Raw genomic sequence first — 16,095 nt, 5'->3', positions numbered from 1 at the left:
AAGATTCCGTCAAGATTCAGTCAAGATTCAGCCAAGATTCAGTCAATATTCATGTGTAAACCTTGGGGGTTTTAGTCATACCCGGTTTAAATGCTTAACACCTTAATGCTTAGGGAGTTTAGAGAACTTTTGGCTTTTCCTTAATCTGTATCAAATCTAACTAACGAACGCATTAACCAGGCTCTACCCTCCGAGTGATTGTCTGAGTCCTCCAAGGGAATAGGATTAGCCGGACTTAAACAAAAAATACAGGCTAAATGAGTTTATATACTTGCTCTGCAAGCATATAAACTTAAAAGATGAGCAATGAAGGAGATAATCCCCGTCGCAATGCCCCCTGCTTTTATAAATGGTGTCCAAGATTTGACGAGATCTTTCGTCATCAAGCCCAAAAACGGGAGTTTAGGAACTATTTAGGCGAATTATTGGGAGAAAGTGAGCCAAACCACCTGTCGCCGATGGTGGCACACGCCGTGCGAGTAACTTACCACAAATTACACCATTTTTTAAGCGCAGCGCCTTGGTCATTCAGTGAAATGAATCAACGTCACTTGAAGGTAATGAACCAGTGTCATCAAACCACGATCAGCCAGGGATTTTACCTCATCTTAGATGATTCATTGCACCGTTACAAGTGGCAACTTTACTGCCAGAGTGGGAGGGCAATAGAGCCTAGAAATCGCGAAAAAAGAGAAGGGAGTAGTAAGAGTTACTAGCCATCTATTTATCAAGCCAGTTTGTGCTAGAAGTTTGTTTAAGTCCGGTTAGATAACCACAATTAATTTAGTAGTAATAAAGGTCATTTTTCTCTCATCCATAAAGAGAGGAGGGTCTTACTCACTACCAACAAGGTTGATTGCGGGAAATTAACCGGACATCCGCTATTACTAACAACTGAGTTTTTTTACTCGGTTCTTTCAATGATGATAGTCATGTGAGCGACTAATGCACCTATCGCTCCTACTGCTGCAATGACTGGAAACAAGGCCGCACCGATGACTCCACCGACTACTCCCACCGTCAGAGGAACTTCTACCAAGATCCGTCCCTCTTCATTTTTGATAATGATGCGGCGGATATTTCCTTCGTGAATCAGTTCTTTAACTTTAGCAACCAAATCGTCACCGTTAATTTTCACCTCCTCGACGCTAACTTTTTGCTGAGTATAAGCTGGGGTGTCTAAAGGAGTCGTTTCAAAATTAACCTCACTAACTTTTTGGGAAGAAACTTTTTCAGATACAGGTATTGATTCGAGTTCTCTTGTCCCGACCGGTTCTTGTAGGCGCTCTGTAGGGGTGTCCATTTTTTGTTCTCCTTTTAGGTAAAAGTATTTTTGTATAGAATTATTTAGAATTATAACACGCAACTTTTTGTCGATCAATCATTCTTTTGGGTGATATTGCTGTTGGTGCTATCGTGCTTTTTTCTCTTGATATTTAACGGCGATCGCCTAAAATCCTTCCTCGGTAGGCCCTAGCTGCCGACTTCCCTAGTGCCGCTTGGTTAACAGTCTGCTTCTGGGCCTCGCACCGCCCCACTCTTCAAAAACCTCTGATCCAGACAGCCCAATGATTAAAGGGACTTTCACACTCTCCGAGACTCAGACTCAACAGGTGTACCGGTTGAAATAGTGACATTGTACTGAAAGTACGATCGTCCCGCCGTGTATATAGTTACCACCTCTACTTTGGGAAACCGCACATGGAAACCGTCGCTTACTTTCCTCAAATCTCATTTCAATTTAGCCCAGTGCGATCGCCCAACCAAACCCCACCCCGCGAGGTTCCTCAAATCAACATCTTAGAGTTTCTAATGAGAATTGCCTAAAATCAAGGGGGAGGAGAAATAATAATGATCGAAATATTATCGTAACCAAACCAACTTCCTCAAATTGAAGTTGAAGTTGGGGAAAAGTCGGGTAAAATAGAATTATTTATTTCTGCTTCCTCTTGATTCTCCGTGTCGGATTTGCCAGCGACCGAGTTTGAATCTCAAGTTCGTGGCCCGACCGTACTTTTGTGGAAACTTTTAAGGCACATTAAGCGGATGTGTGGAATGTGAGTTTTAGTTGCGATCGCACAAGTTTAGCATCGGCCGGGAAAAATTTCGTCGGTGAAGCTTTGGAGTGTCGATGCGGCTAAAGTATAAGCTGCCGAACTTGACAAATTGCTCGCTATCGGCTGTCGCTGGCTGGAAGACTACCTACATGACAATCCTCGGGTTGAGTGCGATCGGCATTTGTGCAAAAAAACTGACAATTGAGATTCATTGGCAATTTCCAGAAACCTGTTTTGCCTAAATTTTAAAATCGGGCGATCGGCTGCCGATTTGTCGCTATTGTTGTCTTATTGTAATATAATTTTACGCAAGGGGTAATACGAAATGTACTGCCACAGGTCGCAGATGTCTATCCATCTGAACCAAATTAATGTCATCAAACATTAAAAATAGTTATGACTTTTATATTCGGATTAGTAAAATCTTGGATATATAGCCATCCTAAATCATTTGTGAATTTCTTACTCCCTCCCCTTAGTAAGGGGAGGGTTGGGGTGGGGTAAAAAATTTACGACTCATGTAGGATTGCTATATAAAATTCAATACATAGTCAGGTTTCAAAGTGGTATTTGGTGTTAAATCAATCTAACCTGCAATATCGTTTCGGAGGACACCAGCACGATTTAAGGAAAAAAAAATCCTGCTGAATTAACTAAATTCCAGGGAGCAGAGGGAAGTTGATAACTAAGCTATAAAAAGAGTTAAAAACGCCGTCTAAATAGTAGGCAAGACTCCAGCAGCCAACCGCAACTGCCAATTACCAAAGGAGGGAGCAGTGTATGAAACTGACGGGTTGAGTCCCCTAAAATCGCCGCTTGGTTTGCGATCGACTCTACAGGAATTAACCCTGTACGACTTTCTCCTAGAATCTGAGTGTCCGGGGGCCGAAGTTGCTAAAATTTTTCAAGCAAACCCTTTAGTTCCGGGCATCATCATCACTCAGCGAGGAAAGTTTATAGGGATGATTTCGCGGCGGCGTTATTTTGAACACATGAGCCGCCCCTACAGCTTGGAGTTATTTTCTCAACAGCCTTTGTTCATACTCTACCGCTTTACTAAAACTGATATGTTGGTTCTCGATCGCGAAACCTCAATTATGACGGCAGTGCGGCAGTCTTTGGAGCGATCGCCCGAACTAATCCACGAACCCATTGTAGTACAAGTAGAACCCGAAACTTACAAACTTTTAGACGTACACCAACTGCTGCTTTCTCAGTTGCAAATTCACGAGTTATCAACCGTGGCGATGCGAGAATCGCAAGCGCAATTGAGACATCAAGCCCAACAGCTAGAACTTGCCCTGCTGGAACTTCAGCGCACTCAAACTCAACTAATTCAAACAGAGAAAATGTCTTCTTTGGGGCAGTTAGTAGCAGGAGTAGCTCACGAAATTAACAATCCGATCGGCTTTATTTATAGCAATTTGCACCACGCTAAAGAGTACACGCAAGGTTTAATGCGGATGCTCGACATTTACCGACAGCACTGTCCCGAACCCATCGCAGCAATTGAAGTGGAAGCAGAAAAAATCGAACTCGATTATTTGCTAGAAGACTTGCCGAAAGTCTTCAATTCTATGCAGCAAGGTGCAGAAAGAGTGCGCGACATCGTTTTGTCGCTGCGGAATTTTTGCAGGTTAGACGAAGCTCAAATGAAGCAGGTCAACATTCACGAAGGTATCAACAGCACGATTATGCTTTTGCAAAGCCAGCTTAAAGGGAAACCGGGGCAGGAGGCGATAGAAATTCACAAAGAATACAGCGACTTGCCGCTGGTGCAGTGCTATCCCGGACAGCTCAATCAGGTATTTATGAATATTTTACTTAATGCAATTTACGCTCTGGTTGAGTCTAATAAATACGAAAATGTCGATAAAAACCCCCCTAAAAAGTCGCACTTAAGCGACCAAAAGCAGTCTTGTACAACGACTCAATCATCACTTTCTAACTCTACCAGCCTGATTCCTGCGATTCGGATTCGCACCGAGTTAATTGAGAAAAAAAAGGTAATAATTAAAATTTCTGACAACGGCCCGGGGATGACAGAAGAGGTTCGGAAGCGGTTGTTTGACCCTTTCTTTACTACTAAGCCGGTCGGCCAAGGAACGGGTTTGGGACTGTCAATTAGCTATGAAATTGTTGTCAACCAACACGGCGGCGCATTGAAGTGCTTTTCGGAACTGGGAAAAGGAGCAGAATTTGCGATCGAAATTCCGCTTCAACAGTCTTCCGTAGCACATATTTTACCTCGTTTTGCGTGATACAACAGAAGGAAGAAGGAAGAAGGAAGAAGGAAGAAGGAAGAAGGAAGTTCGGCAACGGATTGTGTAACGGATGTAACGGATGTAACGGATGTCAGTCCGATGTCCGTCGGAAGAAGGAAGAAGGAAGAAGGAAGAAGGAAGAAGGAAGAAGGAAGAAGGAAGAAGCAATAAAAGTTAGGGACTCGGCCGTTGAAACCGCTTAAGAGTCAAACTTTCGTTCCTCTGGCTTGAGACTAAAGAATAAAGCCCGTCGGCTACCGCGAACCTTTGCAAACCCACTTCCACAAAGGATGACTCGGCCCCCGCTGGCGAATGCGGCGAACTTGTTGTTCCAAACCCTCTTTTTCCCGATGGGGCAATCCTCGCACCATATTGCGACTTTGCCAAGTTAGCACTCCTAAAGTCATTCCCAAGCACAAACCCAAACCGAGAGTTGGCCAGCGATTAAAAGATAAACCGTAGCGCACCGCCGCCCAAGTGAAGTGTTCTAACCACAAAGCGATTTCGCGGCGCAAACCCCAAATGCTCAAAGAACCGACGCTAATCCACAGTAATATCACAGTTAACCATCGGCCATAAACTGTTAGTTTGTGAAGCCTTTGGACTTCAATTTGAAAATTTGCGTCGCTTTCATTAGTCATTAGTCATTAGTTATTAGTCATTAGTATTTAGGGTACCCAGCGCGCAGCTTACCGCTATAAGTGGCGTGTCAAACCATTTTTTTGCCTTAGTCCTGAGTTAACCGTTACCAGCAGTCAGCAGCTTAATAACTAATGACTGATGAGTCCTGACAATTAAACTTCCTCTGACTGGTTGATTCCTTCTGCGGGGACGGGGATAGAGTGGGCCGTGCGACTGCGCCACCAAGCTAGCAGGGTACTGGCAATGAAAATACTCGAATACGCACCCGCAATAAAGCCGACAATCAATGCTAAAGCAAAGTATTTGAGGGTTTCGCCGCCAAACAAAAAGATGGAAAACAGTGTCAGGAGAGTAGCAAAAGTCGTGTTAATTGACCTTCCCATGGTCTGCATAACAGCATCATCGACAATTTGATTGATCGACTGTCCCGGATTTAGCTTGATTATTTCTCGCACGCGATCGTAAATTACCACTGTATCGTTAACAGAAAAACCGATAATTGTCAAGAGCGCGACCACAAATAAACTGTCAACTTCCACTCCTTGAACTAAACCCAAAAACGAGAAAACACCAAGAGTAACCAACACGTCATGAAAGAGAGCAACGAAAGCAAAAAAGGCGTAATCCAACTGAAACCGGAATGTTAGATAAACGGTAATTCCCGCAAACGAAAGGAATAAAGCCAACAATCCCGACGTAAATAATTGTTTACCGAGAGTAGGCCCAACTGTATCAATTTGAGTAGATTGAGGAGCAAAAGCGCCTATCTTTTCGCTCAAAGCTGTTTGCAACTCAGTCCGCTGTTCGACATCCAAAGTTTTCGTCCGCAGCGACAAACCTCGCTGTTCTTGGCCGATAACTTGAATGCTGCTGCCTGCCAAACCTTGGGCGTCCAGGACTTCGCGGACAGCAGCAATATCGATGGGTTTACAATTTTCCGGTTTCGTGCAGTCGAGTTCAAATTGCAGCCGAGTACCGCCGATAAAATCTAAACTGGGGCGCAGCGGTGCGCGGATGTCGGGACGAGTCCAAGAAATCGCCATCGACACTATACCTGCAAGGATTATAGCGGCGGAAATACTCCACCAGAGCGATCGCTGTTTGATAACACTGAATTTCATAATTTGAAGGAAGAGGGAAGTTCGGCAACGGATTGTGTAACGGATGTAACGGATTGAAGGAAGAAGTCAGTAGTTATTGGTTATTGGTTATTAGTAGCAGCTAACTAACACATAACTAATAACTAATAACTAATAACTAATAACAACAGTTAACTATTAGCAGTTTTCGACAAATTGGGACAGAACCACTGAGGTTTTCGCAGCGCCGGAAAGCTCAAGACTACCAAAAGTAGAGTGCGGCTGCAAGTAATAGCAGAAAACATACTCACTACTACGCCCAATCCCAGAGTTACAGCAAACCCTTTAACTAAACCAGCGCCCAACCAGAACAAAGCAACACAAGCAATAACCGTTGTGACGTTGCCATCTAAAATGCTGGAAAAAGCGCGGTAAAAACCCGATTCGACCGATCGATAAAGCGATTTTCCCGCCCGCAACTCTTCCCGCGTGCGCTCAAAAATCAGCACATTAGCATCCACGGCCATCCCGATGCTGAGCACAAAACCAGCAATTCCCGGCAGCGTTAATGTCACTCCCAAAAGCACAAAAGCTGCCCAAGTTAACAGAGCATAAATTAACAGCGCAATATTGGCAATTACGCCGGGGAGTCGATAGTAGGCAACCATGAAAATCAAGACTAAAACTAAGCCACCGATACCTGCGTTAATACTGCTTTGAATGCTGTCTTTACCCAAGCTAGCGCCGATCGTGCGGTTTTCTACAATTTCGACCGGCACAGGTAAAGCGCCACCCCGCAATTGCACTGCTAAATCGTTGGCTTCTTGCGTTGTAAAATTGCCTTGAATTACGGCACTCCCACCAGTAATTCCTGTTTGGGCAAATTCAACGCCGACGACTGGAGAACTGATCATTCTTTCGTCTAGGAAAATACCGATACTGCGTCCGGTGCCTGCTAAATTTTTCGTTAGTTGGGCGAATAGTTCGCCTCCTGGGGTATCGAAAACGAGAGCAACGTTCCAGTTGTTCCCAGAGGCCAAGGGTTGAGGTTGAGCGTCTTTGAGGTTTTCGCCACCGAGTCCGCTGCTTTTGAAGAGTTTGGCGATCGCGTCATTACTTCTTTTCAAAGCAGCCTGATTTTCTTTAATAGCAGCCTCATTCGGGCTAGTTTTCAATTCTTCTTGTTTGACCAGCAATTCCTGCTGCAACTGCCTCTCAATCGCTAATTGTGTTTCTGTTCCGGGCAGTTGTTCCAGAAATTCTAGCTTGGCCGTGCCGCCCAAAACTCGTTCTGCTTGCTGCGGGTCATTTACTCCGGGCAACTGCACGAGAATTTGGTCTTCTCCTACTGTTTGGACTAATGCTTCGGAAACACCCAAACCGTTAACCCGGTTTTCGACAATCCGCCGCACTGCTTCTAACATTCCCTGATCAATTTTGGGAATTGTGGGGGTAGTTTTTACTTGAATGGTGAGTTGCGACCCTCCTTGCAAGTCTAATCCCAGCCGCGTCGGAATTGTTACTATTACAGTAATGGCGGCGATGATTAAAACAAAAATTAGGGCTAATATTGAACGTTGTTTTTGCATATTTAATTATTAGTCATTGGTCAGTTGGCCGTTGGCAGTTGGCAGATTTTAGTCAACAGTCATCAGTCATCAGTCAACAGTCAACAGTCAACAGTCAACCAATGACTACTGACTAATCACTATTTATACTCGCAAAGCTACCATTTTTTGGACTGCCTCGACAATTTGAGTGGGCTGGACAATGGTCAGTCTTTCCAAATTGCCGTTGTAAGGTGTGGGAATATCTTGTGAAGACAGCCGCAAAACCGGTGCGTCGAGTTCGTCAAAAAATCGATCGCTAATCGAAGCAATTAGTTCGGCACCGATGCCTCCTGTTTTCATGCACTCCTCCACAATAATTACTTTGTGAGTTTTGCGAATGGATGCGCCGATCGTCTCCATGTCCAGGGGTTTGAGAGAAATGAGGTCGATTACTTCTGGATCGTAACCTTCTTTTACCAGGGCGGGCACGGCTTGCATGACGTGGTGCCGCATCCTGGAATAAGTCACGATTGTGACATCTTTGCCCGATCGCACAATTTCTGCTTTGTCCAGCGGCACTAAATATTCTGTTTCTGGCAAATTTTCTTTGAGGTTGTAAAGAAGAACGTGCTCGAAAAATAGAACGGGGTTATCGTCGCGAATGGCTGATTTTAAGAGTCCTTTGGCGTTGTAGGGAGTCGAACAGGCAACTATTTTCAAACCCGGTACAGCTTGGAAATATGCTTCTAAGCGCTGGGAGTGTTCCGCGCCGAGTTGCCGGCCCACGCCGCCTGGCCCGCGAATTACCATTGGCATTTTGAAGTTGCCGCCAGATGTGTAGCGCAGCATTCCGGCGTTGTTGGAAATTTGGTTGAAGGCCAGCAGCAAAAAGCCCATGTTCATGCCTTCGATGACCGGTCGCAGTCCCGTCATTGCTGCGCCTACTGCTAGGCCTGTAAAGCTATTTTCGGCGATCGGGGTGTCGAGCACTCTAAGTTCGCCGTATTTGTTGTAAAGGTCTTTGGTGACTTTATAGGAACCGCCGTATTGACCTACGTCTTCGCCGAGTACGAATACAGCGGAGTCGCGGGCCATTTCTTCGTCTAACGCCTCGCGGAGGGCGTTGAACAATAAGGTTTCTGCCATAGGAGGTGAAGCAATGATTGCAGGAGGGTCAGATTAGAATCTTAACCTTTTGGGGGTGTGGATGAGGATGCGATCGCAAATTTGACAGTTAAAACCTGAGTTTTGGCCAATCTTTATCATAACATTTGTATTATGTCAATGAATATGGAAGTTAAAATAATACTAACTTGCCTGCCCACAGCAGAGGAATATTATGCTCCAGACAAAAACTCAACTCACTCTGGAAGAGTTTCTCGCTCTTCCCGAAGGAGAAGGCGATATTACCTACGAACTTATTGACGAGCAAGCAGTACCGAAAATGTCACCTAAAAAATTTCATTCTCGCCTCACCAGAAGCCTAATAAAACTCCTCGAACAGTGGGGTGACGAACGGGGAGAAATTGGTGTAGAATGGGCGGTGAAATTAACCCGCCACGGGCGAGACTGGGTGCCAGTACCAGACCTTTTATATGTTTCTTACCAACGCTTATCTCCTGACTGGAATCAAGATGAAGCCTGTCCTGTAGTCCCGGAATTAGTCATAGAAATTATTTCACCAGAACAAACTTTCGGTCAGTTAGCTGCTAAAGCGAGAGATTATTTAGATGCTAAGGTATTGCGGGTTTGGATAGTAGATAGCAAGGCGAGAAGCATTACAGTTTTTTACCCCGATGCACCACCGCAAACTTATAGGGGAGATACCCTATTAAAAGATCCACTTTTTGAGGGATTAGAATTTACGGCGGAACAGCTATTTCAAATGGCCAAAATACCGCCAACTTTTTTGTAGGATGAGTGTGTGGTAGTTGACAAGCTATCCCATATTTAAATCAATATTGTCAATGACGGGCAAGCGATGTCGCAATTTCAACCCTAGCAAAATCCAGTCTTCCAAAGTTGATTGCAACTCATTTTCACACTCTTTTAAAGTGGAACCAAAGGCGATGACTCCCTTGCAAACGGGAATTTTACCTACAAAGCTATGATCTTCAAGTTGGTCATACATAGCCTGAGCCATTGCTTTGTCAACGTATTCGCTCAGAATGAATTTTACAGTCATTGAGTTTCCTTTTGCTTGTCGAATATTGGAATCTCCTTCACAGTTACATCCATTATATTTGTTTTTGTCAAGTTCCGGCATTTAGATTTCCGACAAATGTTTTTGCAGTAAATCGTGAATAAATCGGTAGCGCCGATCGCCCGTTTTTTGCAGCAACAAGCGATCGGTCGCAGCATCGAGAAAACGCTTGTAATCCCAAGGAATGTAGCCGTTCGACCACAGCACCAGGCGCAATATAAAACTTTCAATCCCGGGAAGTCCCGGCAACAAAGCACTAATTACCGCAGCAACAGCGCCCGCAATTAATCCCCAAATCGACCCGGAGACTAGGCTGGCAATTAATCCCAAAATTACCCAAATCAGCCCGCCAACCAGCTTAACTCCAAACTGATACTTGCGCCGTTCATGGGCTGTTTGCAGCCAGCTAGACGGTATGCGATCGAGGTAAAATTCTTGAATTCCTTGCTGTTCCATTCTTCTGGCCAACCAGCCCAGCCAGTGGCGAATTTGTTCCGGCCGCAGTTCTTTACCTCTGGGATACTGCTTGACTTGTCCGGTGATTTGGTGGCGAATATAGGCAGTTAACAGATATTTGCGCTGTTCTTCAGCAGAAGTTATCCGCTTCCAAGCTTCGATTAAAATATCGTCGTAAGCCAGAGCCATCATGCTCAAAAGCAAGGGAACTTTTGCTATTTTCAACAACTCCGGCTCGCGCTCTATGCTGTACCAAAGTTCGCGACTTCTAGCTTCTAGCAGATAATTTTGAATTTGAGTTTCTGTTAAAGGTTTCAATAAAACTGCGGCTTGCAGGCGAAATCTACTTTCGCAGTTTTTGTAAGCTTCAAAACTGCTGCAAGCTACTAAATGTTTGGGTTTAAATTCGCTTTCAACAAACTGATTGATTGCTTGAATGCAGATATTTTGGCGGTGGGTTTCCACTTCGTCCAAGCCGTCGAGGAGAGGCAGCAATTTTTGTTCGGCGACCCATTTTTTGCCGACACCAGGAGAGATGCCGTATTTGAACTGAAGTTGAGCAATTAACCAATCTGCGATCGCCCCGGATTCTGCTTTCCACGATCCGAGTTCAAACAGCACTGGTACTGGCAAACTAGCATCTTTTTGGGCGCGGGAAATTAACACGCGAGCTAATTCTAGCAGCGTCGTAGTTTTGCCTGCACCCGTCGCTCCCAAAATTACCAATTTGCCGCCGCTGCGATCGAATACTTTAGCCATGCTGGCTTTGGGAGGAAGCCGAAAACTCGGACGGTTGCCGGCTTTCACTTCCACATCCCAACAGCGGTTAACACCAAGAGGCGACGAGTCTTGACTGAGGTTAGCCAGTACAGCGGCGTGCAAAGACTGCGCCAGGCCTGCTTGGACTTCCTGCTTCACCTTCTCCAACAATCGATCGCGAGGCGGTTGTAATCTCAGAGGAATCAATTTTGACATTTTATGTACCTCGCGCTGAACGCTTACTTTCGCAAATTTGCGCGCAAATAACCCAGAGCAAGATTACCATCAGTATAGGCGTCCAGTATATATTGACTCAAATTATTGCGACAATTATCCATGTAAAATTTTATAGAAAAATTCTGACCCAGCGGCTCGCACTAAGTATTTCCACTATAAATTAACTGGCGATCGCCTCAACTCCCAAACAAAAATTATTAGTATAGATACAGAGAGGGTTTTTTATGTCATTTACCAAGCGTCAAATCATCACAGTAAGCTTAGCAGGACTGGCAACAGCGGTGGGAGTGGCTGTTGCAACTATACAGTCGGGTGCCATGAAACAATCCGATCTTCCCCTTGCAGAATCCCCGGCATCCACCAGAAACCAGATTGCAGGGCCGACGAACAACCCTGAATCTCGGCCACCAAAATCTCTGCAAGCACAAACCCAGGCGGCAGAATCTCCGAAATCCCAACCCCAACCTGCAAAAACCCCGCCTGTTCAATCCTCGCTAGTTGCAGGAGTCTCCCCGCGAAAAGTTGAGCCAGTAGTTGTCACACCGCCCAATTCGGGTTGCAAAATCAGTCAGGCTGTAGTCAGCGATCCGAATCCACCGCTAAATGTGCGATCGAGCCCCCAAGTAAGGGGCAGCCAAATTGTAGGAAAACTCAAAAATAATACCTTTGTTTCAGTCGCCGAAGAACAAAACGGTTGGCTGCGAATTACCGATCCAGTTCCCGGTTGGGTTGCGAAAAGACGCACCGAAAGCAGTTGTTCTAACGTCAACCAGCCGATTAATTTTTTGCCGGGAGGAGATGAGGCCATCGTCAAAGGTAGAATTATCGGTGGCGGCAGCCACTCTTACCGGATTCGCGTTAGAAAAGGTCAAACAATGACTGTTAGGAATCGGCAAGAAGTTTTCCCGCAAATTATCACTCCCGGTGGCAAGCTTTTAGCCGGAGATCCTTATCAAGGCAATGAAACAGAGTGGACTGGAAAAGTCCCAGTAACAGGCAGTTACACATTACAATTAGACTCTAATTTCCGAGGATACGAATACGAATTTTCGGTAAAACTGCAATAATTTTTCTGACATATTTAGGGACACGGCACTGCCGTGTCCCTACCCGGAGCGGCGACTTTTAATAAATAGTATAATTAAGGAATCGTTCCAAGCGATATATCAAGAATCGCAAATTTCTGCCAATCTTCAGAGTCAAAGTGCCACCATTCAGTTGTTATACCGATAAATCCGTGTTTTTTCATGGCATCCTTAAGCACTTGACGATTTTTCCGAGATTCGGCGCTGCCGCCTTGATAATCTCCGTGAGCTTTTTCGGTAAAATCATCGTAAGGTGTGGGCATTTCTAATTCTTTGCCAGTGCGATCGACTAAAGTCAAATCAATAGCAGCACCGCGATTGTGCCGCGAACCCCTCGCAGGATTAGCAACATAGCGCGGATCTGGCCAAGCTTGCCACATTTGCTTAGTGACAGAGAAAGGCCTGTAGCAATCGTAAACTTTCAAACCCAATCCGATTTTTTCCAAATCTGTTTGAACTAGCCCTAACTGTTGAGCCACAGAACTTCTCAAAGCGCATTTCGATATAGGGTAAAGTTTTCGTTTTAAGAAATTGTTAGTAGTGGCGTATCGGATATCCAGGCGAATGTTGGGATTTACGGTGCGGATGTCAACCAGTCGTGCGGAACGGGGAAGTTGACTCATGAAAATACTTTCAGGTAATACTGGGTTTGGTTCTGGTTGGGTAATTTGCACTTGTGGCGGCTCCTGGGCGCGAATCGACGTTGTATAATTCAGTGTGGTTGTAGATAGTAATATTAGAGCGAATACCATTAAATATTTTGTAAATCGGTTTAATTTCATAGCTCTGTTAAGTGGATATTTAATAGACTTTTTACATTTCATATCTTGGGGAATTTTCGCGCTTTTCGTCTTGTCTGCCAGCCCGCCAGACCGACAGGGGTTGAAACCCCTGTCTCATAGCTAAAGTCCTCTGAAGAGGACTGAAATATTTGTCTAAAACTTTTATTTTATGAGTCTTTCAGTCGGTTTTAACCGACTTTAGCTATGAGACGGGGGTTTTAACCCCCGGCGGACTGTGGGACAAGCGCGAGAACGCTCGCTCTCTTCTCTCTCTGAGTCATTTTTAATTGTTAATTGTCCTCAAATTCCCAAGCGCTGATACACTAAATCTAAGTGCCTCAATTGATACTGCGGATCGAAACAATCATCAATTTCTTTGGTAGTCATCTTAGCTGTTACCCGATCGTCCTTAGCAATTAAATTGTAGAAATTGCCGCCCGGTTTGTTCCAAGCTTCGTGAGCACAAGATTGCACAATTTTGTATGCGTCTTCGCGACTCGTGCCTTTTTCTACTAAGGCTAACATGACGCGCTGGCTGAAGATGACTCCGCCGTAAAGGTTCATGTTTCGCTTCATATTTTCGGGATAGACTAGCAGGTGTTTTACTAAGTCTGTGGTTTCTACTAACATGAAGTGAGTTACTGTAGAACTGTCGGGCAAAATCATCCGTTCTACGGAACTGTGAGAGATGTCTCGTTCGTGCCAAAGTGCAACGTTTTCTAAGGCTGCGACGGCGTTGGCGCGGACGATTCTTGCCATCCCTGTGAGTCTTTCCGATCGAATCGGGTTGCGTTTGTGGGGCATGGCGGATGAGCCTTTTTGCCCTTTGGAAAAGAATTCTTCGACTTCGAGAACGTCGGTGCGTTGCAGGTTGCGGATTTCTACTGCAAAACGCTCGATCGATGCTGCTAAGAGTGCTAAGGTTTGGACGTATTCGGCGTGTCGATCGCGCGAAATGACTTGAGTGGATGCGGTATCCGGTTCGAGTCCGAGGTTTTGACAGGCGATCGCTTCAATTCGCGGGTCAATATTAGCATAGGTTCCGACTGCGCCGGAGATTTTGCCGACTGCAATCGACGATTGCAAATTCACTAATCGGTCGCGGTTGCGAAAGACTTCTGCCAGCCATCCTGCTAGTTTAAAGCCAAAGGTGATGGGTTCGGCGTGAATTCCGTGCGATCGGCCAACCATGACGGTATTGCGATGCTGTTGAGCCTGATAGCGAATAGCTTGACTCAATTCTTCGACACGTTCTAACAAGATATTGACGCTAGCGACTAATTGCAGCGCCAAAGCAGTATCGAGCACGTCGGAACTGGTTAAGCCGAGGTGAATGTAGCGGCCGGCATCGCCTACATATTCGTTGACATTTGTCAAGAAAGCGATCATGTCGTGGCGGACTTCCGCCTCAATTTCGAGGACTCGTTTCGGGTCAAAATTAGCCTTAGCTTTGATTTCTTCGACTGCGGCGGCGGGGATGTAGCCGAGTTCGGCTTGAGCTTCGCAGACAGCGATTTCTACTTGCAGCCAGCTTTTCAGTTTGGCGGTTTCAGTCCAGATGTTGCCCATTTCGGGCAAAGTGTAGCGCTCTATCACGGTGGGAGTTGGGGAATGCGATCGTCCTATTGTACCTCTGCGAGGCATCCGTCTTGAGTCGGGAGGGGGAATTTCGGGCGATCGGGCGTCAAATTTGCTACTCCCCAACCACCGGACAAGACTGCCTTGACTCTTTATTCTAAATTAGAATATTTGTCAAGCTCGACAAGATTTGTATCTTTGTCCACTTAGAAACAGTATTTACTATCACTAAACTCGGGGTTCGCTGTATCTCTAGTCCTGAAAGGAATATAAAACCTTTGGGGGCAAGGTTCCAAAGAGATATCGAAGGTAGAGATAACGATATCAAACAAAGATTGCTTTTGGGGTATTCCAAATTGAGCGCAGAACATCACAACTACAGCACCAACAGAGTGAATCGCATGAAGTAATGTTGCTTCATGTAAAGATGCTTCTCGGTCATGTTTGGTGTTGTTGTAGGCATTATACCAATAAAGTGATTGGGTAGCTTGATCTGGATTCCAGGAACTAAAAGGTTGAAGATGAGGAAAATTTGGATACGATCTAAGAGCTAAGCTATAATTAGCTAAGCACATAGGTTCCAAGAGTTTTACATAATCCTTGGTATTCCAGGGTTGTTTACTGTTTTTAATGTATTCGTGTTCTTTTAATACTCCTTTCCAAGAGGCTTCGACTTCCATACAAGCAAGTAGTAATAATTCGCGTATTTTAAGTCCAAACACATGAACATTTTTCTGTGTGGGTTCTATGGTCAAAAATAATTCATTCATTTTTTTTATCAATAGTTCAATTACCACAAGAGATTGGGTATAGCTTTCTGGATTAGATATAAGTAATTCTGGCAATAGATAATCTGATGGATGCCACATACGTTTATAAAATTTCCCAGCTTGATTCACTGAAGGGCGAATATCAGTTGCTTTAAACTTATTTTTAATCCAGTCTTCTAGGGTTGTATATTTAGATTTTTGTTCTTCTATAGCTAGAAGGTTAAAGGGAATATCTTTAGATAAAGCATAATAAAAACAGGTATCTTCATATGCAAAAGCATAGGGAGCCTTAAAAAACGTAGCGAAATCGGGCCAGAAGTGGGGGTCCATGTCCCCAGGGGTAATATTAGGTTTAAAAACCAACAACTTACTCATTATTGCCTCCAAGGTTTTTCACCATTATATAATAAATAATTGGTAAATTCAAGATTGGAGAGTGCGATCGTCCTATTGTACCTCTGCGAGGCATCCGTCTTGAGTCGGGATGGGGAATTTCGGGCGATCGAACTTTCCAGATATGTGACACATCGTCTGTAGACCGATCGTCCGCAGAGACTGACAATTGCCAGATGAGTCGATCGAAACATAAGATTCTGCCCGCTTTAGGTCATCTCGTCTGAGATGTTGCGAGTT

Annotated in this window: 18 protein-coding genes; 7 read left to right on the top strand and 11 right to left on the bottom strand. The window is 44.8% G+C overall.

What is annotated here, in order from left to right:
- The first annotated feature begins 299 nt into the window (after window positions 1-299).
- The gene (locus tag QUA71_RS29280) at window positions 300-716 is read left to right on the top strand and encodes a transposase (RefSeq protein WP_445243789.1); all 417 of its coding nucleotides are present in this window, start codon (window positions 300-302) and stop codon (window positions 714-716) included.
- Window positions 717-904: 188 nt separating this feature from the next.
- On the opposite strand, the gene QUA71_RS16785 is transcribed toward QUA71_RS29280, so the two are convergent.
- Complete coding sequence (locus tag QUA71_RS16785) at window positions 905-1,303, bottom strand: DUF4342 domain-containing protein (protein ID WP_333286638.1); 399 nt, start codon at window positions 1,301-1,303, stop codon at window positions 905-907.
- A 398-nt stretch (window positions 1,304-1,701) separates the two neighbouring features.
- Between QUA71_RS16785 and QUA71_RS16780 the strand changes: the two genes are divergently transcribed.
- From QUA71_RS16780 to QUA71_RS16765, 4 genes are all read left to right on the top strand, one after another.
- Window positions 1,702-1,827: a hypothetical protein gene (locus tag QUA71_RS16780; RefSeq protein WP_333214135.1), complete on the top strand. Its 126-nt coding sequence runs from the start codon at window positions 1,702-1,704 to the stop codon at window positions 1,825-1,827.
- Between the two features lie 304 nt (window positions 1,828-2,131).
- The gene (locus QUA71_RS16775; protein WP_333286635.1) at window positions 2,132-2,299 is read left to right on the top strand and encodes a hypothetical protein; all 168 of its coding nucleotides are present in this window, start codon (window positions 2,132-2,134) and stop codon (window positions 2,297-2,299) included.
- A 534-nt stretch (window positions 2,300-2,833) separates the two neighbouring features.
- Window positions 2,834-4,318, top strand: coding sequence for an ATP-binding protein (locus tag QUA71_RS16770; RefSeq protein WP_333286632.1), 1,485 nt, complete (start codon window positions 2,834-2,836; stop codon window positions 4,316-4,318).
- Entirely contained in the window at window positions 4,315-4,524 is a 210-nt protein-coding gene (locus tag QUA71_RS16765; protein ID WP_333286630.1) for a hypothetical protein, read from the top strand. The genes QUA71_RS16770 and QUA71_RS16765 overlap by 4 nt, the downstream gene beginning before the upstream one ends.
- A gap of 51 nt (window positions 4,525-4,575) precedes the next feature.
- Here the strand turns inward: QUA71_RS16765 and QUA71_RS16760 are convergent, their stop codons facing one another.
- From QUA71_RS16760 to QUA71_RS16745, 4 genes are all read right to left on the bottom strand, one after another.
- Window positions 4,576-4,962 carry a hypothetical protein gene (locus QUA71_RS16760; protein WP_333286628.1) on the bottom strand — a complete coding sequence of 129 codons (387 nt, stop codon included), beginning with the start codon at window positions 4,960-4,962 and terminating at the stop codon, window positions 4,576-4,578.
- Between the two features lie 153 nt (window positions 4,963-5,115).
- Window positions 5,116-6,084 carry a protein translocase subunit SecF gene (gene secF, locus QUA71_RS16755; protein WP_333286626.1) on the bottom strand — a complete coding sequence of 323 codons (969 nt, stop codon included), beginning with the start codon at window positions 6,082-6,084 and terminating at the stop codon, window positions 5,116-5,118.
- Window positions 6,085-6,233: 149 nt separating this feature from the next.
- Entirely contained in the window at window positions 6,234-7,631 is a 1,398-nt protein-coding gene (gene secD / locus QUA71_RS16750; RefSeq protein WP_333286624.1) for a protein translocase subunit SecD, read from the bottom strand.
- Between the two features lie 123 nt (window positions 7,632-7,754).
- Window positions 7,755-8,738, bottom strand: a complete 984-nt coding sequence (locus tag QUA71_RS16745) for an alpha-ketoacid dehydrogenase subunit beta (protein ID WP_006631063.1) — start codon at window positions 8,736-8,738, stop codon at window positions 7,755-7,757.
- Between the two features lie 193 nt (window positions 8,739-8,931).
- Between QUA71_RS16745 and QUA71_RS16740 the strand changes: the two genes are divergently transcribed.
- The gene (locus QUA71_RS16740) at window positions 8,932-9,507 is read left to right on the top strand and encodes a Uma2 family endonuclease (protein WP_333286622.1); all 576 of its coding nucleotides are present in this window, start codon (window positions 8,932-8,934) and stop codon (window positions 9,505-9,507) included.
- A 24-nt stretch (window positions 9,508-9,531) separates the two neighbouring features.
- On the opposite strand, the gene QUA71_RS16735 is transcribed toward QUA71_RS16740, so the two are convergent.
- Entirely contained in the window at window positions 9,532-9,858 is a 327-nt protein-coding gene (locus QUA71_RS16735; RefSeq protein ID WP_333286620.1) for a hypothetical protein, read from the bottom strand.
- Window positions 9,859-11,226 carry an NACHT domain-containing protein gene (locus QUA71_RS16730; protein WP_333286618.1) on the bottom strand — a complete coding sequence of 456 codons (1,368 nt, stop codon included), beginning with the start codon at window positions 11,224-11,226 and terminating at the stop codon, window positions 9,859-9,861.
- 245 nt (window positions 11,227-11,471) lie between these two features.
- Between QUA71_RS16730 and QUA71_RS16725 the strand changes: the two genes are divergently transcribed.
- The gene (locus tag QUA71_RS16725) at window positions 11,472-12,314 is read left to right on the top strand and encodes an SH3 domain-containing protein (RefSeq protein WP_333286616.1); all 843 of its coding nucleotides are present in this window, start codon (window positions 11,472-11,474) and stop codon (window positions 12,312-12,314) included.
- Window positions 12,315-12,388: 74 nt separating this feature from the next.
- On the opposite strand, the gene QUA71_RS16720 is transcribed toward QUA71_RS16725, so the two are convergent.
- The 4 genes from QUA71_RS16720 to QUA71_RS16705 all read right to left on the bottom strand — a co-directional run bounded on the left by QUA71_RS16720 (window position 12,389) and on the right by QUA71_RS16705 (window position 16,049).
- Complete coding sequence (locus QUA71_RS16720) at window positions 12,389-13,114, bottom strand: M15 family metallopeptidase (protein ID WP_333286614.1); 726 nt, start codon at window positions 13,112-13,114, stop codon at window positions 12,389-12,391.
- Between the two features lie 300 nt (window positions 13,115-13,414).
- On the bottom strand, window positions 13,415-14,710 hold the full coding sequence (gene purB, locus QUA71_RS16715; RefSeq protein WP_039886630.1) for an adenylosuccinate lyase: 1,296 nt from the start codon (window positions 14,708-14,710) through the stop codon (window positions 13,415-13,417).
- Window positions 14,711-14,898: 188 nt separating this feature from the next.
- Window positions 14,899-15,837: a hypothetical protein gene (locus tag QUA71_RS16710; RefSeq protein WP_333286612.1), complete on the bottom strand. Its 939-nt coding sequence runs from the start codon at window positions 15,835-15,837 to the stop codon at window positions 14,899-14,901.
- On the bottom strand, window positions 15,837-16,049 hold the full coding sequence (locus tag QUA71_RS16705; protein WP_333286610.1) for a hypothetical protein: 213 nt from the start codon (window positions 16,047-16,049) through the stop codon (window positions 15,837-15,839). The genes QUA71_RS16710 and QUA71_RS16705 overlap by 1 nt, the downstream gene beginning before the upstream one ends.
- Between the last annotated feature and the right edge of the window lie 46 nt (window positions 16,050-16,095).

Origin of the sequence: Microcoleus sp. MON1_C5 (genome assembly GCF_036701875.1) — a bacterium.
Lineage (GTDB): Bacteria > Cyanobacteriota > Cyanobacteriia > Cyanobacteriales > Microcoleaceae > Microcoleus.
Note: the sequence above shows the minus strand (reverse complement) of the source record. Positions and strands in the feature narration are given on the sequence as shown.